The sequence below is a fragment of the Faecalibacterium sp. Marseille-P9312 genome (assembly GCF_902497445.1).
Lineage (GTDB): Bacteria > Bacillota > Clostridia > Oscillospirales > Ruminococcaceae > Faecalibacterium > Faecalibacterium longum.
This window is the reverse complement of the sequence record NZ_CABVEW010000020.1, coordinates 38,988-57,262: the sequence shown is the minus strand read 5'-3', so window position 1 is coordinate 57,262 and position 18,275 is coordinate 38,988. Positions and strand designations below refer to the sequence as shown.

The following is an 18,275-nucleotide window of genomic DNA, read 5'->3' as shown; positions in this document are numbered from 1 at the left end:
ACTACGTTTTCGATGTGTCGGACACCGGGGTTCGCCGCAATTCCCGTGACCCGGAGGTGTGGCAGCTCGGTCCCGATTTGGTGCAGCCGGTTTCGGAAATGTTGAACAAGACCTATGGCATCAGCGGGGAGCGTGTCAGCCAGCAGCTTGCAGATGTTGCCGGGAAACTGGTGGCAGATTACTGGGACAACAACGGCGGGGACATCCGCGCCATCGTTGACGGGTCGCTCTTGATGGATTATGATGAAGCCGGAGTGGAGATGCAGTTCAAGTCCGCTGCCGCCATCAGCGTCACCTACACGTTGCTGGAACGCTGCGGCTTTGAGCCTGCCGGGTGGTTCGACAAGGAAGATTTTCGAGCCATCCACGAGTTTTCCACCCCGGATAGTGTTTACGCCCTCGGCGCAGCCGTCAGCGACATGAGCCGGGAGGTGCTGCGCAACATCGAGCGCACCGTAAAAACAACCATTCGCCGCCGCAATGCAGAAAGGAGCCAATATGAATACGAACAGCAGGAACGTGACCTACTCGACCGTCGGGGATTACCTTCTCCCGAACCTGACCCTGAACCAGCCCCGGAAGCCGCTGGGCAAGTACGGCAGGCTGCGCCTGAACTTTCTGAAGCAGCAGCATCCGGTACTGTACAACACGATGCTCCTGTCGGGGAGCCTGTACCCGCACCTGATGGAGGTGGAGCAGACGGCAGAGAGCCGGATGCAGCAGACCATGCAGGAACTGCTGAAGCAGAACCCGGCTCCGAACAAAGAGCGGCATCAGATGGAGTGGGTGCAGCACATGAACAGCCTGAAAGCACAGGCCGAGGAACTGGTGATGAACGAGCTGATTTACAGCTAAGTTTCTTCGATGCCCACATTCCCACCGAAGCCAAGCAAATTGAATCCATCGACCAAGCGGAGAGCGATAAATCGCCCTCCGCTTTTGTTTTGTCGCAGGCGGAGATTGAAAATGCGCTGCGGAGAGGTTCCAATGTTGAAGGCAGCAAACTTCGGATATGGAAAATTTATCAGTTGCAGCCTGACCGAAAACTCCGGGCAAAAGCTCTTACCAAAGAATATGCACCGTATGGCCCCGGCGGTTCTTCACACACTTATCTGGACGGAAGCAGTGGTTGGCTTGACCATGACAGCAAGGGTCTGACGTTTGAGCATTATCCCGACCATCAGAAAGTGCTTCTCCGCTGGGATCGGGTCGAAAAATATATTGACCTGATGATTCAGTCTGACCGCTACCTGTCGGACAAAGAAAGAAGAGCCATCGACTTTCCTCTTGAACTGAACGCCGCCAGTGCAGCCGAATACACTGCATTAAAGGCGCAGCACCCGGATACTCTGGTTGGATTTGAAGCTGGCGGCAATTTTATGTTCTATGGAGAAGATGCTGCCAAGGTCGCAAAAGTTCTCAACAGTGCTTTGTTTACGAGAGAAACAGCACTGGGCGAAGTTCAGGTCACAGGCTTTCCACCTAGCTTATGGGTAAGAAAGTCAAAAGAATTGTGGTCTGCGGGCAATGATGTTTACCTTGCCGGATTGAACGAAGATGGGACTCATCACCAGACTAAACATCTGCACAAAGAGGACTATCTGCCCATCGGCTCCATCATCAATATGGATGGCCGGAAATTTCGGATTGACGGAGTGGATTTTGATAAGGGCAAGGTTTCCTTGCAGGATATGGCACTGGCCGACCTGCGGATGCCAGTTTTCCGGGAGGAACCGCTGGCTCTTGTCCGGGAGTTGTACGAGCAGGAACAGGATGTGATGGAACACACCCTGCCCGATTACAAGGTCGGTGACAATGTTATCGTTGATCTTCCTACCCGAACCATCGAGGGAACCATCGGCTATGTAGGCGAAACGGATGTTCGCATCGACACCAGCGCACAGGGACAGTCGTGGGATAACGAAGTAATCAATAAGCAACAGTTCGAGGACGGTCTGCAGCAGGTTGAGCCGGAACTTTCCGATGAAGAACTGGACGAACTGCCCATCTCTACGGTGATTGACGGCGAAGTGCAGACCTTCCCGGATGCCGCTGCCTTGGATGAAGCCCTGAATGCTAAAGCTGCGCCGGAACCTGCCGGGAACTTCCACATCACGGACGACCATCTGGGCGAGGGCGGCGCAAAGCAGAAATATGCCCGGAACATTGAAGCCATCCGCACCCTGTTCAAGCTGGAAGATGAACACCGGGGTGCCACCGCTGAGGAACAGCAGGTGCTTTCCCAGTATGTGGGCTGGGGCGGTCTGGCGGATGCCTTTGACCCCGGAAAAGATAGTTGGGCAAAGGAATATGCAGAGTTGAAAGGGCTGCTCTCCGAAGATGAGTACGCCGCCGCCCGTTCCAGCACCCTGAACGCCCACTACACCTCCCCGGTAGTGATTCGCTCTATTTATGATGCGGTCGAAAAAATTGGCTTCCAGTCTGGCAACATTCTGGAGCCGTCCATGGGCGCAGGCAATTTTTTTGGAATGCTACCCACCAGCATGGCAGACAGCCGCCTGTATGGTGTAGAACTGGACAGCATCACCGGGCGCATTGCGAAAAAACTGTATCCGCAGGCTGACATTACTGTGGCTGGCTTTGAGACCACCGACCGCCGTGATTTCTACGATTTGGCGGTGGGCAACGTGCCTTTTGGTCAGTATAAAGTCAACGATAAGGCGTACAACAAGCTGGGGTTTTCTATCCACAATTATTTCTTTGCGAAGGCCATCGACCAAGTGCGTCCGGGCGGCGTAGTGGCGTTTGTCACCAGCCGATACACCATGGACAGCAAGGACAGCACCGCCCGCAAACACATGGCAGAGCGTGCCGATTTGTTGGGTGCTATCCGTCTGCCGAATAATGCGTTCAAGGCAAACGCAGGCACGGATGTTGTGAGTGACATTATCTTTTTGCAGAAGCGTGACCGTCCTGCGGACATTGAGCCTGCATGGGTGCAGCTTGGCAAGACCGGGGACGGCTTTGCCATCAACCAGTATTTCGTAGACCACTCGGAGATGGTGCTGGGCGAACTGACCACCGAAAGCACCCAGTACGGACGAGAGGAATTGACCGTTGCGCCCATCGGGGGTGCAAACCTTGCAGACCAGCTTGCCGAGGCGGTACAGCACATCGAGGGGCAGTACACCGCCGCCGAGGTGGATGCTCCCGACATTGCTGAAGAAGAAGCCACCCGGCGCACTCTACCTGCCGACCCAGAGGTGAAGAACTTCTCCTACACCGTAGTGGACGGCGAGGTGTTCTACCGGGAAAATTCGGTCATGACGCAGGTGGAACTTTCCGACACCGCCAAGGGGCGCGTCACCGGCATGGTGGAACTGCGCCAGATCGTCAACGACCTGATCGACCAGCAGTTGAACGACTACCCGGACGAGGATATCAAGGCAACACAGGAGCGTTTGAACGCCGCCTACGATGCCTTTACCGCAAAGTACGGCTTGCTGAACGACCGCAAAAACGGGTGGCTGTTTGAGCAGGATTCCTCGTATTATCTGTTGTGCTCGCTGGAAAATCTGGACGAGCAGGGGCAGCTCAAGAGCAAGGCTGCAATGTTCACCAAGCGCACCATTCGCCCGGAGCGCACCGTTACCAGTGTGGATACCCCCAGCGAAGCGTTGGCGGTGTCCATTGGGGAGCATGGCAAGGTAGATTTGCCCTATATGGCAGAACTGCTGGGAACCCCCGGTGAGTACGGGCGCATTACCACCGAACTTTCCGGTGTGATCTTCAAAGACCCTGCCGCCGACCCTACCGACCCGGAAGCAGGCTGGCAGATGGCAGACGAGTACCTGTCCGGCGATGTCCGGGCAAAGCTGCGGATGGCGCAGTTTGCCGCTGAGACAAACCCGGAATTTGTGGTCAACGTGGATGCACTGACCAAAGCACAGCCCAGAGAACTGGAAGCATCTGAAATTGATGTGCGGCTGGGTGCAACATGGCTGGACCCGAACATTATCCAGAAGTTTATGACCGAGACATTCCAGATCCCCTACTATCTGCGCCATGCAGTCAAAGTGAGATATTCTCCTTATACCGCCGAGTGGCGTGTGGAGGGCAAGACTGCCACCGGGCGGAGTGACATTATTTCGTCCGAAACCTACGGCACGTCCCGTGCCAACGCCTATAAGATTCTGGAAGAAACCCTGAACCTGAAGGATGTTCGTATCTACGACACCATCGAGGATGCCGAGGGCAAGCCCAAGCGTGTGCTGAACAAACGGGAGACCATGCTGGCACAGCAGAAACAGCAGGTCATCAAGGATGCTTTCGCCAACTGGGTCTGGCAGGACCCCCAGCGGCGCATTGCGCTGGTCCGGCAGTACAATGAGCTATTCAATAGTACCCGCCCTCGTGAATACGATGGCAGCCATATTCATTTTGTGGGCATGAACCCGGAAATCAGCTTGAGAGAACACCAGCGTAATGCAATAGCACACGTTTTGTACGGTGGCAATACTTTGTTGGCACACGAAGTGGGTGCCGGCAAGACTTTTGAAATGGCTGCATCGGCAATGGAGGCGAAAAGGCTGGGCTTATGTCAAAAATCACTTTTTGTCGTGCCGAATCATCTGACGGAGCAGTGGGCAAGCGAGTTCCTGAACCTCTACCCCAATGCCAAGCTGCTGGTAGCACGGCGCAAGGACTTTGAGACTGCCAACCGCAAAAAGTTCTGCGCCCGCATTGCCACCGGCGATTACGATGCCGTTATCATCGGTCATTCGCAGTTTGAAAGAATCCCACTTTCTTTTGAGCGGCAGGAGCGCATCATTCAGGAGCAAATTTATGAAACGCTTGCCGCCATCAACGAGCTGAAAGTCCACGCAGGCGAGAATTTCTCCATCAAGCAGATGGAAAAGACCCGGAAAACGCTGGAAACCAAGCTGGAAAAACTGCGCTCCGATGAGCGCAAGGACGATGTGATCACCTTTGAGCAACTGGGCGTTGACAGGCTCTTTGTGGACGAAAGTCATTTTTACAAGAACCTCTTTTTGACCACAAAAATGCGAAATGTCGCAGGATTATCCACCAGCGAAGCCCAGAAGTCCAGCGATATGTTCGGCAAGTGCCGCTATCTGGATGAGATCACCGGCGGGCGGGGCGTGGTGTTCGCCACGGGTACGCCCGTGAGCAATTCCATGACCGAGCTGTACACGGTCATGCGGTATTTGCAGTACAGCACCTTGCAGCAGAAAAAGCTGACCCACTTCGACTGTTGGGCATCCACCTTTGGTGAGACCACCACCGCCATTGAGCTTGCCCCGGAAGGTACAGGGTACCGTGCCCGCACCCGGTTCGCCAAGTTTTTCAATCTGCCGGAGCTGATGTCCATGTTCAAGGAGGTTGCGGACATTAAAACCAGTGACCAGCTTCACCTGCCTGTGCCGGAGGCAAAGTTTGAGACCGTGGTGGCAAAGCCGTCCGACCTCCAAAAGGAAATGGTGCAGGAGTTGAGCAAACGTGCTGCGGAAATTCACTCCGGCAATGTGGATGCGTCTGTGGACAATATGCTCTGCGTCACCAACGATGGGCGCAAGATTGGTCTGGACGTTCGCCTGATGAATCCCATGCTCCCAGACGACCCCAACAGCAAACTCAACGTCTGTGTGCAGAACGTGCTGAAGATCTGGGAGGAGGGCAAAGACCAGAAGCTGACCCAACTTTTGTTCTGCGACCTCTCCACCCCGAAAAACGATGGCAATTTCAACGTCTACGATGATATTCGCAAAAAGTTAGTCGCCGCCGGTGTGCCGGAAAATGAGATCGAGTTTATCCACAACGCCGACACCGAAGCAAAAAAGGCGGCACTGTTCTCGAAAGTGCGCTCCGGCGATGTGCGGGTTTTGCTCGGAAGTACGGCAAAAATGGGAGCAGGAACCAACGTCCAATCGCGGCTTGTGGCGGTGCATCACTTGGACGTTGGCTGGAAGCCCAGCGACATGACCCAGCGCAATGGTCGCATCATCCGGCAGGGCAATATGAATAAGGAAGTCAAGGTGTTCAATTACGTCACGGAAGGGACATTTGATGCCTATTTGTGGCAGACCCTTGAGAATAAACAGCGATTTATCAGTCAAATCATGACTTCCAAATCCCCGGTGCGCTCCTGCGAGGATGTGGACGAGCAGGCACTTTCTTATGCAGAGATCAAGGCACTGTGTGCCGGAAATCCGCTCATCAAGGAGAAGATGGACTTGGATGTGCAGGTGGCAAAGCTGAAGGTGCTGAAAGCCGACCACCAGAGCCAGAAATTCCGCTTGCAGGACAAATTGCTGACCAAGTTCCCGGCTGACATTCAGGAAACGAACGCCCACATTGCCGGGTTGAAAGCCGATGCACAGCTTGCCGCCGCCCATCCGCAGGGCAAGGAGGAGTTTTGCGGCATGGTCATCAAGGGCGTTGCCTACGACGAGAAAAAGACCGCCGGTGAACGTTTGGTGCTTGCCTGTTCCGAACTGCCCAACGCCGAGGAAAAAGTCATCGGCAGCTACCGGGGCTTTGAGCTTTCTCTGCGGTTCGATGCTTTCCGCACGGAGTATCAGGCACTTTTGAAGGGGCAGCGAAAGTACACTGTGCCTTTGGGCACCGACCCACTGGGCAACATTATCCGGCTGGATAATTCGTTGAACAGCTTCCCGGAGCGCATCACCGCCGCCGAGAACGAGCTGACCACCCTGCATCAGCAGCAGGCGGCAGCGCAGATCGAGGTGGAAAAGCCCTTCCCTCAAGAGGAAGAGCTGGCAGAAAAGTCCGCACGGCTTGCAGAACTGAACGCCCAGTTGGATGTGGACGAAAAGAGCCACGAGCCGGAACAGGAGGAAGAACAGGAAGATACTCCTCGTCGCCCCTCGGTGCTGGCGGCTCTGGATGAGAAAAAGGATGAAGCTGAACCTGTCCGTCCGTTCAAAAGCTATCTGGACAAGGACGGTGATGCCCGGTGAGGGAAAAGCGGGACGAGATCATCATTCTGAGAACCACAAAAGCCGAGAAGAACCGCATTTATGAAAAGATGCTGGGCATGGGCATCCGCAGCCTGAGTGCCTATATCCGCAAGATGGCTCTGGACGGCTACTGTCTGCATCTGGATTTGAAAGAACTGCGCCGCATGGCATATCTTTTGCAGATGTGTAGCAACAATCTGAACCAGTACGCCAAAGCCGCCAATGAAAATGGTCGAGTCTACGCCGCCGACATGGAGGACCTGCGGCAGCGGCTGGATGAACTGATCGACATTGGCAGAAAAATTCTCGCTCGGCTGGCAGAACTCTAAAATTTTTCCCCGCAGTTGGAGGACTGCGGGGGTACATAAGGGGCGACATCCTTGCAAAGCAATCGTTGATACCTTTATAATCGGGGTGAAAGAAAGGCGGGTGCTAGATATGAGGTTCGTTTTTAAGATGATCGTTTTCCCGTTTTGGCTGCTTACGGCTTTCCTTGCGCTGATGCTGAAATGGACGCTGAACCTGTCGGCGTTTGTGCTGGCTCTGCCCATGCTGTATATTTTTGGCTGCGGCCTTTATACGCTGTACTGCCGGGAGTGGATGCAGTTTTTGATCTTGCTGGTGGCGGAGTTTGGATGCTTCCTGCTCCTCACCGCCGGAACGGTCATTGTAGAAGCCGTGGAATGGTTCAGCGGCTGGATTGCAGAATTATAAAATTTTTATGCCGCCACTGTGCGGCATTTTCTTTTTGCCGGGAGGTGGTCAAACTGGCTGCAACAAGATTGATTGCACTGCACAAAAACAAGGGAAAATCCGTTGCGGCCTGCCTGAAAAGCCGCACGGATTACGCCCAGAACCCGGACAAGACACAGCAGGGCGAACTGGTCAGCAGCTATCAGTGCAGCCCGCTGACCGTGGATGAAGAATTTCTGCTGACGAAACGATTGTACGAGCAGACCACCGGGCGCAGCCAGAAAAGCGATGTCATCGCCTATCAGGTGCGGCAATCCTTCAAGCCGGGAGAAGTTACGCCGGAGGAAGCTAACCGCATCGGCTACGAGTTTGCCGAGCGATTTTTGAAGGGTAAACACGCTTTTATCGTTGCTACCCACACCGACCGGGCACACATCCACAACCACATTATTTATAATTCTACTGCCTTGGACGGGACCCGAAAATTCAAAAATTTCTGGCTCTCCACCTTTGCGGTGCAGCGGTTGAGTGACCTGATTTGCCTAGAGCACCAGCTCTCCACCATCGAGTACAAGCCTTATCGGGAACGGCAGAAGCGCATCGTCTATCCGCCCAAGGAGAGCAACCGTGACCGCCTGTGCGGAATCATCGACACCATCCTTGCAGAAAAGCCGGAGGATTACGAAGCGTTTCTGCAAAAGCTGGAACAGCAGGGCTATGAGGTGAAGCGTGGCAAGCACACGGCGGTGAAAGGTAAGGGGCAGAAACGCTTTATCCGTTTCCGCACACTGGGCACCGGCTATGGTGAGGACGAGATCAAGGCGGTGCTGGAGGGCAGGGCGAAACACCAGCCGTACCAGAAGCAGCCGCCCAAAGAACAGCCCTTCCAGTTGCTGGTGGACATTCAGGGAAAAATGGCAGAGGGCAAAAGCGTTGGCTACAAAAAGTGGGCAACCAAGTTCAATCTGAAAGAGATGTCCAAAACTCTGCTATTTTTGCAGGAGCAGAAGATTAGCAGTGCCGAGGAACTGTGGGAACGTGCAGCGGCGGCAACGGAATGCTATCATGCTATGGGGGATTCCATCAAGGCGGCAGAAGCAAGGTTGACGGAAATTGCTGTCCTGAAAACCCACATCATCAACTATGCTAAGACCCGTGAGGTGTACGCCGCTTATCGGAAAGCCGGGTACAGCAAGGCGTTTCTGGAAGCCCACCGGGAGGAGATCACTCTGCACAAGGCGGCGAAAGCTGCCTTTGACGAAGCCGGGCTGCAAAAATTGCCGAAAGTCAAGGAGTTGGATGCGGAGTTTGCAGAGCTGCTGACAAAAAAGAAAGCAGCCTACCCGGAATACCGCAAGGCACGGAACGAGATGCAGGAACTGGTCCGGGCACAGAAAAACGTGGAACGCTTTTTTGCGGAGGAAAAAGATACCACCGAGAAAACTCAGACCCGATAAGCGAATACCGCCGAGGATTCTTCCCGTTTTGGGAGGCATCCTCGGCGGTATTTTTTAGTTTATATAGCAGCGATCCTGTTTTACGAGCCAATCTTCACACAGCCGCTGTGCTTCGGCCTTTGTGCAGCAGGTGCAGTTGAAAAGTTTGCCACGGATAGAACAGTAAGTGTAGTGTACCTTCGGAACACCATTGGCATCTCGGAAATCAACGCAGCGTTCCTCACCGGGCAGCAGATAGATCGTATCCACGTTTAACAGCTCCTTTTAACTCTGTTCGTGTGCAAACCGCAAAACACGCAACGTCTGCTATTGTACCATGAACCATCAAATTCTTCCATTGACCCTTACGCCAAAAAGTAACCGATTTTTTCGTAGGATGTGACGATTGACATCTTCAAAAGCATCCCGCAGGGAGGCGCAGCCTGCATTGGAAAATGCAGATCAAAGGGGTTTGGGGCACTCCCCCAACAAGCATTTTGCAACGCAAAAGTCGCCGTTGTATATACGACGGCATTGCTTGCCAGTTTTGTTTGAGGTGCTACCCATACGGGAAGTGTCTACCCTAAAAGTGCGTTCTTGTTAAGCCCGCCGTGAAATGCTACCCTTAACATGAATACACTGAAAGGATAACCACCATGAAAGATATAGAAATCGGGCCTATTCGTCTACCTTCTGAAAGTAACAGCCTGCTAATCCGGGTCACAAGGGGATGCCATTGGAACAAGTGCTATTTCTGCGGGCTTTATAAATCCATGCGCTTCTCCATGCGCCCCATCGATGAAACCATCGAAGATATTAGGCGGCAGGCCCAGCTTAACCGGGGGAAAAAGATTACTTCCTGCTTCTTGCAGGACGGGGATGCCCTGGTGCTGAAAACAGATTATCTGCTCCGTATCTTGGAAGCGATCAATCAGAGCTTTCCTGATATGCAGTACATCACTTCTTATGCCCGCGCTGATAGTATCACCCGGAAAAGTCCGGCAGAGCTAAAGGCGCTCCGGCAAGCGGGCCTAAACCATCTTTACAGCGGAATGGAAACCGGCTCGGATCAGATACTGAAACTTATCAACAAAGGTTTTGACGCGGATATTGTTGTCCGAAGCGGCTGCATGGCAAAAGAAGCGGACATGATCTTGTCGGAGTTCATATTGCTGGGGATCGGCGGCAAGGAGCTGTCTGAAGAAAATGCTGCTCAAACAGCAAAGGCGCTGAATATCACCCAGCCAGATTTTATCCGTGTCCATGCCACGGGTATTAAGCCGGAGTCCAAGCTGGGCGAGTTTGTCAGGAATGGCTCTTTTGCTCTGCAATCGGAGGAAGAAATCGTTGTAGAGCAAAAGCTATTCTTACAACAGCTACATGAGATGGACAGTTACTATGTGAATGAACACATCGTCAATCTGCTTCTGGAGATCAGAGGAAATCTGCGGACGGAGAAACAGGAAATGCTCTCTACGATTGACCGCTTTCTGACCCTGCCACCGGATGAAAGGCTTTTGTTTGCTGTCGGCAGGCGGCTCAATATCTTCTTCCGCTTGGACGATCTGAAAAATCCGAAGCTGCATCAGAAGGCCGAGGAAAGTCTGCAACAGATTTTAAGTAAGAATCCCCATGTGGACTTTGCCGCGCTGTGCAATTACGTCCGGCAGTCACAAATTTAGAGCAGAAAATATACGCTGGGCATAGCCGCTTTTCGTCAGCTATGCCCAGCATTTTATTTGCGGCTTTGACAGCATGGCGGCTGCACATCCAGGCCGTCCAGATAGCTGTTTCCCCATTGGCACATCGCGTCCAGAATGGGGACGATGCTCTGTCCAAATGGGGTAAGAGAATATACCGTCTTAGGCGGCTTTTCTGGAATTACTTCACGATGAATCATGCCGTTGTTTTCCAGATCGTGAAGCTGCTGCGAAAGCATCTTCGGCGTGGCGTTTGGAATCAGCCGCTGTAACTCCATATAGTGTAATGGATGGTCAATCAGATGCCAGAGGATCAACGGCTTATACTTGCCGCCGATCAAAGAAAGGGTTGCCTCCACGGGGCAGTTAAACTGATTGGTTTGACATTTCATAGAATGGTTCTCCTTTCCCGCATGGTGCTATCTTTTTGGGAAGTATCTTCCGAAAAAGTGCATTCTTGCGGTTTTGTTTTCTGGTGCTACAATTAGGTCAATGGTTGATTTGATAGGTTCATAATAAAAATACAGAAAGGATCTTGTACTATGGATTTTATTACGATTGCAAAGCAGCGTATGTCGGTACGCAATTATAAGAAAACGAAGGTGGAGCCTGAGAAGCTGGAGAAGATTCTGGAGGCTGCTCATGTAGCCCCCACCGCTGCCAACCTCCAGCCGGTTCACCTGATTGCTGTTCAGAGCGAGGAAGGTCTTGCGAAGATCGGCAAAGCGGCCAGCATCTACGAAGCGCCCCTGGCCATTATCGTCTGCGCCGACCACAATAAGGCATGGGTGCGGCCTTTTGACCAGAAGCAGACCGGCGACATTGACGCCTCCATCCTGACCGACCACATGATGCTCCAGGCCACAGAGCTGGGCCTTGGAACGGTGTGGGTATGCTACTTCGATCCCGCTGTTCTGCGTAAGGAATTTGACCTCCCGGCCAACTTGGAGCCGGTCAACATCCTGGTTATCGGCTACTCCAACGAAGGAACCGGCGATCCCAATCGCTTCAATAAGCAGCGCATCCCGATGAGCCAGTTGGTTTCCTACGAAACGCTGTAATTGAATACCCGCGCAGCCCCTGCAAAACAGCACAGGGGCTGCGTTTTTATCTTTCTGAAATATGAGCATAGGTTTCTTCAAGAATCCACCGGATATGTTCATCCTGCAAGGAATAGATCACGCTTTTCCCAGCCTTGCGTGATTGCACTAACCGGACAATCCGAAGCGCACGAAGCTGGTGGGATATGGCCGATTCTGTGACCTCCATCTTTTGTGCCAATTCGCTGACGCAAGAATCTTTCTGCATCAGATACCAAAGTATCCGCATCCGTGTGTAATCGCCCATCGCTTTGTGAAGCTCGGTTAATTGTTCCAATTCGCCGGGGCTTGGAACAGAAAAAGTTGTTTGCTCTGTTTCGTTCATGTATTTTTCTCCAATCTATAATGAAGCTGTTTGACAGACAAGAATTATGTCAGTATCATAGTCATAGGAAGGAGCTGATTTTTATGCCGCATTACAATCTACCCCACAACCACGGACAGAATATTGAAAAAGTATTAAATAAGATGCCCTCTGCAGAAGGGTTTAAAGATATATCATTTTTATTTCAGCAGCTTGGCGATCCGACCCGGCTGCGGATTCTATGGCTGCTGTGCCATTGTGAAGAATGTGTATGTAATCTCGCGGCGGCTGTGGATATGAGCGCCCCTGCTGTGTCACATCATCTGCGGATATTAAAAAAAAGCGGGATCATTTCAAGCCGCAGGGACGGAAAAGAAGTTTATTATTCGCTGTCGGACACGCCGCAGGCAAAGCTCCTGCATCATGCCATAGATGCGTTGTTTGAAATATCATGCCCGACTGAACAATAAGGAAATGCGCCGCAGCGTGTGAAAGTTGCGGCGCATTTCTATTGCGCTTAACCCTGATTTGTGCTGCCCGCAGGCATATCCGGCAGCTTGACCCGCATGGCGCGGATGGCATTGAGAATCGCAATAATGGAAACGCCTACATCCGCGAACACCGCCGCCCACATATTCGCATAGCCCAGCGCACCTAAAATCAGAACCAGGAATTTAACGCCCAGAGCAAACACAATGTTCTGATTTGCGATGCGAATCGTCTTACGGGCGATCTTCATAACAGCGGCAATTTTGGACGGTTCATCCGTCATAAGAACAACGTCAGCAGCTTCAATGGCAGCATCGGAACCCAATCCGCCCATAGCAATACCGACATCGGCCCGCGCCAGTACGGGAGCGTCATTGATACCGTCCCCAACAAAGGCCAACATACTTTTTTCGCTTTTCTGCTTCAGCAGGCTTTCCACGCGGTCAACCTTATCAGCGGGCAGCAGTTCGGTATAAACCTGATCCAGATGAAGCTGCCCTGCGACTTTCTTTCCAACGGCATCTGCATCGCCGGTCAGCATGACCGTTTTGCGGATACCGGCAGATTTCAGCAGCTTGATTGCGGCTGGAGCATCGGCCTTGATCTCGTCCTCAATGATGATACATCCAGCGTATTTCCCGTCACAGGCCAGATAGACCACGGTGCCGACAGCCGAGGATGGCGTGTACTTAATATGCGCTCTCTCCATCAGCTTGGTGTTTCCTGCCAGAATCGTTTTCCCATCAATCACGGCCTGTACGCCGTGACCGGCAATTTCCTGGACATCGGAAACTCGGCTGTTGTCGATTTTCTGTCCATAGGCGTTTTTAATAGAAAGAGAAATCGGGTGGTTGGAGTAGTCCTCAGCGTATGCGGCCAGCTCCAAAAGCTGCGCTTCCTCCATGCCGACAGGGTGGATCTCGCTGACCGCAAAGGAGCCTTTTGTCAGTGTGCCGGTCTTATCAAAGACCACGATCTCGGTATTTGCCAGGGCCTCCAGATAGTTGCTGCCCTTTACCAGAACACCGATCTTGGATGCGCCGCCGATGCCTCCGAAGAAACTAAGCGGAATGGAAATGACCAGCGCACAGGGGCAGGAAATCACCAGGAAGGTCAAGGCCCGGTAAATCCAAGTGCTGAATGGCTGCTGGGTAATCAGCGGCGGCAGGATCGCCAGCGCCAGAGCAGCGAATACCACTACCGGGGTATAATACCTGGCAAAGCGCGTGATGAAATTCTCAATACGGCCCTTCTTATCGCTTGCGTTTTCTACAAGGTCAAGGATTTTGGCTACGGTGGATTCCCCAAATTCCTTTGTGGTCTGGATGTTCAGGATACCGGTCTGGTTGATACAACCGCTGATGACCTCCATTCCCGGCTCCACCTCGCGGGGCATGGATTCTCCGGTCAGGGCCGAAGTGTCCAAGGTGGAAAAGCCTTTGAGAATCGTACCGTCCAGCGGGATGCGCTCTCCCGGTTTCACAACAATGGTTTCTCCGATCTGAACCTCATCCGGGTCAACCTGAACCAGCTTTCCGTCCCTTTCGATGTTGGCATAGTCCGGGCGAATATCCATCAGGCTTGCGATAGATTTTCTGGACTTGGACACCGCATAGGACTGGAACCATTCGCCCACCTGATAAAACAGCATAACGGCAACGCCCTCGGAATGTTCGCCCAAAATGAGTGCGCCGATGGTGGCAATCGTCATCAGGAAATTTTCGTCAAACACCTGTCCATGCAGGATGTTCGTGATTGCCTTCCAGACAATATCCCAGCCGACAACCACATAGCAGACGAGAAAGACCGCCATCTCCGCCAATTCAGGGAGATGGAGCAAGCTGCCTGCAAGAAACAGCACCGCCGCCACGATAATGCGTGTGAGCAAGTGCCTTTGTTTTCGTGTCATAGTGTATTCTCCTTTCGTTGCAGCATAAAGCGTGTCACGCTTTTTCTGTCTATTGATGAAAAACACCGGCTACCTTGTGGCAGCCGGTGTCCAGCTTTTCATTACGCCTTAACAGTCACATCCGGCTCGATCTGCTTAATCAGCGTCTTTGCTTCGGCCAGAACAGCGTCAAACTGATCGTCCGGCGCTTCCAGAACCATCTTCTGACCCAGGAAGTTGACGGATACGCTGGTCACACCGTCGATCTTCTTCACGGCGTTCTGGATTTTGTCAGCACAATGGCCGCAGTCCAGGTCAAGCAGTTTAATGGTCTTTTTCATGGAGAAAGCCCCCTTACATTTTTGTATTTGGTTGGTTTGATATGGCTGAACGATTAAAAGATTGTTTAATCGTTCATGCCGCCAGTATATTCACGAAAACCCTCAAAGTCAATGAATTTGGGAGCGGTTCTGCCCTTTGGATTGGAAAACCTGCCGATTGGATTTCCAGCAAAAAACCTCATTTCTCTTTGGATAAAAAAAGCTCCACTTTGGAGCGGACAAAGGAGAAGCAGGATAAGTATAATGAAAAACGGTCAAAGACCTTGTGCGTAAACTTTATGTTCGGGGCTTTAGCATCTTTCCCCCAAGATGCCAAACGCCCCTTTTCATAACGGTATTTAGTTCCCTACGGGGGAGGGGTACTCGCACAAATCTTTATAAGAAAGAAGTGATGATTTTGCAAAAGGAGCAATTTGACATTACGGGTATGACTTGCTCGGCCTGCTCTACCAGAGTGGAAAAGAGCGTGGCAAAGCTACCTGGCATCAAAGAAGTGTCCGTCAACCTGTTAAAAAACAGCATGGTTGCTTCTTATGATGAATCCGTTTTGGATACGGCGGGAATCGTCCAGGCCGTTGAAAAGGCCGGTTATGGCGCGATTCCCAAAGCCTCCGCACAAAACAAGAGCCGGACGACCACACCGGCAGCAAAACCGGAGGTCAGTACGGCACAGGCAGAATACAAGCAGATGAAACAGCGGCTGCTGCTTTCTGCCCTTTTTACGATCCCGCTGTTTTATATTTCTATGGGTCACATGATGGGGTGGCCGCTCCCCAGCTCCTTGCTGGGGATGGAAAACGCAATCAGCTTTGCATTTACTCAATTCCTGCTGCTGATCCCGGTGGTGTTCATCAACTTCAAATATTACCGGATGGGCTTCAAGACCCTGTTCCACGGCTCGCCTAACATGGATTCGCTGATTGCGATAGGCTCCAGCGCCGCAATCGTTTATGGCATTTACGCCATTTACAAAATCGGCATTGGATTTGGTCATGGGGATATGGCTACGGTTCACAGCTTTATGATGGATTTGTATTTTGAATCCGCAGGCATGATCCTGACCCTTATCACCCTGGGTAAAACCCTGGAAGCACGCGCAAAGGGTAAGACTTCGGACGCAATCACAAAGCTGATGAATCTGGCCCCAAAAACGGCCACTGTGGAGCGGGACGGAAAAGAGCTTCAGGTGCCTGTGGAAGAAGTGCAGTTGGGCGAAACCCTGATTGTCAAGGCCGGTGAGTCTGTGCCGGTGGATGGTATTGTCATCGAGGGCTTTTCCTCCGTTGATGAATCTGCCCTGACCGGCGAGAGCATCCCCGTGGAGAAGCATATCGGGGACAAAGTGATCGGCGCGACCACAAGTAAGTCCGGCTATTTCAAGATGCAGGCCACCAAGGTGGGCGATGATACCACGCTGGCACAGATCGTCCGGCTGGTGGATGAAGCGACCAGCTCCAAGGCCCCTATTGCGAAACTGGCTGATAAGGTCAGCGGCGTGTTTGTTCCGGTTGTTATCAGCATCGCGCTGATTGCAGTCATTGTCTGGCTGCTGTTGGGATATGGCTTTGAATTTGCCCTGTCTATCGGCATCTCCGTCCTGGTCATTTCCTGCCCCTGTGCGCTGGGCCTTGCTACGCCTACGGCCATTATGGTCGGAACCGGCAAAGGCGCAAGCAATGGTATCCTGATTAAATCGGCGGAGGCCCTAGAAACGGCCCATAGCATTGATACGGTTGTGTTGGATAAGACCGGCACAATTACTCAGGGTACGCCCGTAGTGACAAATATGCTCTGCAAAGAGGGCGTTCCACAAAAGGAGCTGCTGCAAATCGCCGCTTCGCTGGAAAAAATGTCCGAGCATCCGCTGGCGGACGCGATTGTGGCGGAGGCCGAAAAAGCAGACCTTTCCTTCCTTCCGGTGGACGGTTTCAAGCAGATTCCCGGTCAGGGCCTTGTGGGGCAGATTGGAAACGAAACGTGCCTTGCCGGAAACCGCCGACTGATGGCAGCAAATGGCATCAATGGCGGCGCGCTCCTTCAGTTGGGTGAGGAAATGGCCGTTGACGGGAAAACACCTCTGTTCTTTGCCCGTGGTGGTCAGCTTATTGGTGTTATTGCCGTGGCGGATGTAGTCAAGCCCACCAGCAAGCAGGCCATAGCGGAATTGACCGGCATGGGCATTGAGGTGGTCATGCTGACCGGCGACAATGCAAAGACCGCAGAAGCGATTCGGCGTCAGGTCGGCGTGGATCGTGTTGTGGCAGAGGTATTCCCCCAGGATAAGGAGAAGGAGATCCGCCGTTTGCAGAGCGCCGGGAAGAAAGTGGCGATGGTCGGTGACGGTATCAACGATGCTCCGGCCCTTGCCAGAGCGGATGTTGGTATCGCTATCGGGGCCGGAACGGATGTGGCGATTGAGTCAGCGGACATTGTTTTGATGAAAAGCGATCTGCTGGATGTGTCCACGGCAATCCAGCTTAGTAAGGCGGTTATCCGCAACATCAAGCAAAATCTGTTCTGGGCGTTTATCTACAACATCATCGGTATTCCGGTGGCGGCAGGCGTATTCTATCTTCCCTTTGCATGGAAGCTGAACCCCATGATCGGCGCTTTTGCTATGAGTTTCAGTTCGGTATTCGTGGTGTCCAATGCCCTGCGTCTGCGGTGGTTCAAGGCGAGGCATCAGGCCAATACAGAACGGGATTCAGCCCCTATGTATGAACAAACAACAATTAAACAAGAACGAAAAGGAGCAATTCACATGGAAAAAGTATTGAACATCGAAGGAATGGTTTGCGGAATGTGTGTAAAACACGTTGATAAGGCGCTGCGGGACATCCAGGGCATCAAGGATGTGGATGTTTCCCTGGAGAGTAAGTCGGCCCAGGTGCAGCTTGACCAGGATGTGCCGGATGCTGTGCTGAAAGCTGCTATCGAGGACGCTGGCTATCAGCTCGTTAGTATCCAGTAACGGGCCGTTTATGAAGGCCAAGAAAGGCGATATTGTTCACAAGCTAAAAATCGCCAGAGGACAGTTAGACGGTATCCTGCAAATGGTTGAGGAAAATCGCTATTGCGTGGATATTTCCAATCAGCTTCTTGCTACGCAGGCGTTATTAAAAAGCGCCAATCAGCAGATTTTGCAAGCCCATATACGAAGCTGCGTCCGGGATGCCCTGCAAACGGACGCTGTAAATCCAAAACTGGAAGAAGCCCTGAAATTACTGGAAAAAATGATACAGTAACAACGGGAGCGGGAAGGGCCTTATGTCCTTTCCGCTCCTAAATTCGTTTCAGATTGGATTGTAAATCCTGCGGTTGGGAGCGTACAAAGAAGCCCGGTTTTTATATACTTTAAGTGG

The 18,275-nt window shown here is 52.4% G+C and carries 16 protein-coding genes and 1 pseudogene; 11 read left to right on the top strand and 6 right to left on the bottom strand.

Translation table 11 applies throughout. The features are described from left to right. Window positions 1-368 (bottom strand): annotated as a pseudogene (locus F3G95_RS13020) (hypothetical protein); the annotation flags it as partial. 130 nt (window positions 369-498) lie between these two features. Between F3G95_RS13020 and F3G95_RS13015 the strand changes: the two are divergent. The 5 genes from F3G95_RS13015 to F3G95_RS12995 all read left to right on the top strand — a co-directional run bounded on the left by F3G95_RS13015 (window position 499) and on the right by F3G95_RS12995 (window position 9,112). Then, on the top strand, window positions 499-855 hold the full coding sequence (locus tag F3G95_RS13015) for a TnpV protein (RefSeq protein ID WP_149795271.1): 357 nt from the start codon (window positions 499-501) through the stop codon (window positions 853-855). A 374-nt stretch (window positions 856-1,229) separates the two neighbouring features. Beyond that, a complete protein-coding gene (locus F3G95_RS13010) occupies window positions 1,230-6,962 on the top strand; it encodes an SNF2-related protein (RefSeq protein ID WP_149795270.1) in 5,733 nt (1,910 codons plus the stop codon). Next, the gene (mobC, locus tag F3G95_RS13005) at window positions 6,959-7,291 is read left to right on the top strand and encodes a plasmid mobilization relaxosome protein MobC (RefSeq protein ID WP_117527999.1); all 333 of its coding nucleotides are present in this window, start codon (window positions 6,959-6,961) and stop codon (window positions 7,289-7,291) included. The genes F3G95_RS13010 and mobC overlap by 4 nt, the downstream gene beginning before the upstream one ends. A gap of 109 nt (window positions 7,292-7,400) precedes the next feature. Then, window positions 7,401-7,676, top strand: a complete 276-nt coding sequence (locus F3G95_RS13000; RefSeq protein WP_149795269.1) for a hypothetical protein — start codon at window positions 7,401-7,403, stop codon at window positions 7,674-7,676. A 53-nt stretch (window positions 7,677-7,729) separates the two neighbouring features. Next, window positions 7,730-9,112, top strand: a complete 1,383-nt coding sequence (locus F3G95_RS12995) for a relaxase/mobilization nuclease domain-containing protein (RefSeq protein ID WP_149795276.1) — start codon at window positions 7,730-7,732, stop codon at window positions 9,110-9,112. A gap of 54 nt (window positions 9,113-9,166) precedes the next feature. Here the strand turns inward: F3G95_RS12995 and F3G95_RS12990 are convergent, their stop codons facing one another. Continuing rightward, window positions 9,167-9,361 (bottom strand): DUF3873 domain-containing protein, encoded by a 195-nt coding sequence (locus F3G95_RS12990; protein ID WP_097793455.1) that lies wholly within the window; start codon window positions 9,359-9,361, stop codon window positions 9,167-9,169. A 386-nt stretch (window positions 9,362-9,747) separates the two neighbouring features. Here F3G95_RS12990 and F3G95_RS12985 point away from each other — a divergent pair, with 386 nt between their 5' ends. Continuing rightward, window positions 9,748-10,773, top strand: a complete 1,026-nt coding sequence (locus F3G95_RS12985) for a radical SAM protein (RefSeq protein ID WP_149795268.1) — start codon at window positions 9,748-9,750, stop codon at window positions 10,771-10,773. A 53-nt stretch (window positions 10,774-10,826) separates the two neighbouring features. Here the strand turns inward: F3G95_RS12985 and F3G95_RS12980 are convergent, their stop codons facing one another. Beyond that, window positions 10,827-11,183 carry a helix-turn-helix domain-containing protein gene (locus tag F3G95_RS12980; RefSeq protein WP_149795267.1) on the bottom strand — a complete coding sequence of 119 codons (357 nt, stop codon included), beginning with the start codon at window positions 11,181-11,183 and terminating at the stop codon, window positions 10,827-10,829. A 150-nt stretch (window positions 11,184-11,333) separates the two neighbouring features. Here F3G95_RS12980 and F3G95_RS12975 point away from each other — a divergent pair, with 150 nt between their 5' ends. After that, window positions 11,334-11,852: a nitroreductase family protein gene (locus tag F3G95_RS12975; RefSeq protein ID WP_149795266.1), complete on the top strand. Its 519-nt coding sequence runs from the start codon at window positions 11,334-11,336 to the stop codon at window positions 11,850-11,852. A 46-nt stretch (window positions 11,853-11,898) separates the two neighbouring features. Here F3G95_RS12975 and F3G95_RS12970 read toward each other — a convergent pair whose 3' ends face one another. Next, window positions 11,899-12,216, bottom strand: coding sequence for a metalloregulator ArsR/SmtB family transcription factor (locus tag F3G95_RS12970; RefSeq protein ID WP_149795265.1), 318 nt, complete (start codon window positions 12,214-12,216; stop codon window positions 11,899-11,901). 83 nt (window positions 12,217-12,299) lie between these two features. On the opposite strand from F3G95_RS12970, the gene F3G95_RS12965 reads away from it, so the two are divergent. Continuing rightward, window positions 12,300-12,665 (top strand): metalloregulator ArsR/SmtB family transcription factor, encoded by a 366-nt coding sequence (locus F3G95_RS12965; RefSeq protein WP_005342296.1) that lies wholly within the window; start codon window positions 12,300-12,302, stop codon window positions 12,663-12,665. 47 nt (window positions 12,666-12,712) lie between these two features. Here the strand turns inward: F3G95_RS12965 and F3G95_RS12960 are convergent, their stop codons facing one another. After that, window positions 12,713-14,593 carry a heavy metal translocating P-type ATPase gene (locus F3G95_RS12960; RefSeq protein WP_149795264.1) on the bottom strand — a complete coding sequence of 627 codons (1,881 nt, stop codon included), beginning with the start codon at window positions 14,591-14,593 and terminating at the stop codon, window positions 12,713-12,715. A 101-nt stretch (window positions 14,594-14,694) separates the two neighbouring features. Further along, window positions 14,695-14,913, bottom strand: a complete 219-nt coding sequence (locus F3G95_RS12955; RefSeq protein WP_002576192.1) for a cation transporter — start codon at window positions 14,911-14,913, stop codon at window positions 14,695-14,697. A 41-nt stretch (window positions 14,914-14,954) separates the two neighbouring features. Here F3G95_RS12955 and F3G95_RS12950 point away from each other — a divergent pair, with 41 nt between their 5' ends. The 3 genes from F3G95_RS12950 to F3G95_RS12940 are packed head-to-tail and all read left to right on the top strand — an operon-like array spanning window position 14,955 to window position 18,158. Continuing rightward, window positions 14,955-15,245 carry a hypothetical protein gene (locus F3G95_RS12950; protein ID WP_149795263.1) on the top strand — a complete coding sequence of 97 codons (291 nt, stop codon included), beginning with the start codon at window positions 14,955-14,957 and terminating at the stop codon, window positions 15,243-15,245. 59 nt (window positions 15,246-15,304) lie between these two features. Beyond that, window positions 15,305-17,884, top strand: coding sequence for a heavy metal translocating P-type ATPase (locus F3G95_RS12945; protein WP_243130397.1), 2,580 nt, complete (start codon window positions 15,305-15,307; stop codon window positions 17,882-17,884). A gap of 10 nt (window positions 17,885-17,894) precedes the next feature. Next, on the top strand, window positions 17,895-18,158 hold the full coding sequence (locus F3G95_RS12940) for a metal-sensing transcriptional repressor (protein WP_044912385.1): 264 nt from the start codon (window positions 17,895-17,897) through the stop codon (window positions 18,156-18,158). The last annotated feature ends 117 nt before the right edge of the window (window positions 18,159-18,275 follow it).

Excerpts from the sequence above, each read along its gene's own strand:
- F3G95_RS13010 (WP_149795270.1), top strand. The coding sequence starts at position 1,230 with ATGATTCAGTCTGACCGCTACCTGTCGGACAAAGAAAGAAGAGCCATC.
- F3G95_RS12945 (WP_243130397.1), top strand. The coding sequence starts at position 15,305 with ATGATTTTGCAAAAGGAGCAATTTGACATTACGGGTATGACTTGCTCG.
- F3G95_RS12985 (WP_149795268.1), top strand. The coding sequence starts at position 9,748 with ATGAAAGATATAGAAATCGGGCCTATTCGTCTACCTTCTGAAAGTAAC.
- F3G95_RS12975 (WP_149795266.1), top strand. The coding sequence starts at position 11,334 with ATGGATTTTATTACGATTGCAAAGCAGCGTATGTCGGTACGCAATTAT.
- F3G95_RS12940 (WP_044912385.1), top strand. The coding sequence starts at position 17,895 with ATGAAGGCCAAGAAAGGCGATATTGTTCACAAGCTAAAAATCGCCAGA.
- F3G95_RS12960 (WP_149795264.1), bottom strand. The coding sequence starts at position 14,593 with ATGACACGAAAACAAAGGCACTTGCTCACACGCATTATCGTGGCGGCG.
- F3G95_RS12955 (WP_002576192.1), bottom strand. The coding sequence starts at position 14,913 with ATGAAAAAGACCATTAAACTGCTTGACCTGGACTGCGGCCATTGTGCT.
- F3G95_RS12965 (WP_005342296.1), top strand. The coding sequence starts at position 12,300 with ATGCCGCATTACAATCTACCCCACAACCACGGACAGAATATTGAAAAA.
- F3G95_RS12950 (WP_149795263.1), top strand. The coding sequence starts at position 14,955 with ATGGCTGAACGATTAAAAGATTGTTTAATCGTTCATGCCGCCAGTATA.
- F3G95_RS13000 (WP_149795269.1), top strand. The coding sequence starts at position 7,401 with ATGAGGTTCGTTTTTAAGATGATCGTTTTCCCGTTTTGGCTGCTTACG.
- F3G95_RS12980 (WP_149795267.1), bottom strand. The coding sequence starts at position 11,183 with ATGAAATGTCAAACCAATCAGTTTAACTGCCCCGTGGAGGCAACCCTT.
- F3G95_RS13015 (WP_149795271.1), top strand. The coding sequence starts at position 499 with ATGAATACGAACAGCAGGAACGTGACCTACTCGACCGTCGGGGATTAC.
- F3G95_RS12970 (WP_149795265.1), bottom strand. The coding sequence starts at position 12,216 with ATGAACGAAACAGAGCAAACAACTTTTTCTGTTCCAAGCCCCGGCGAA.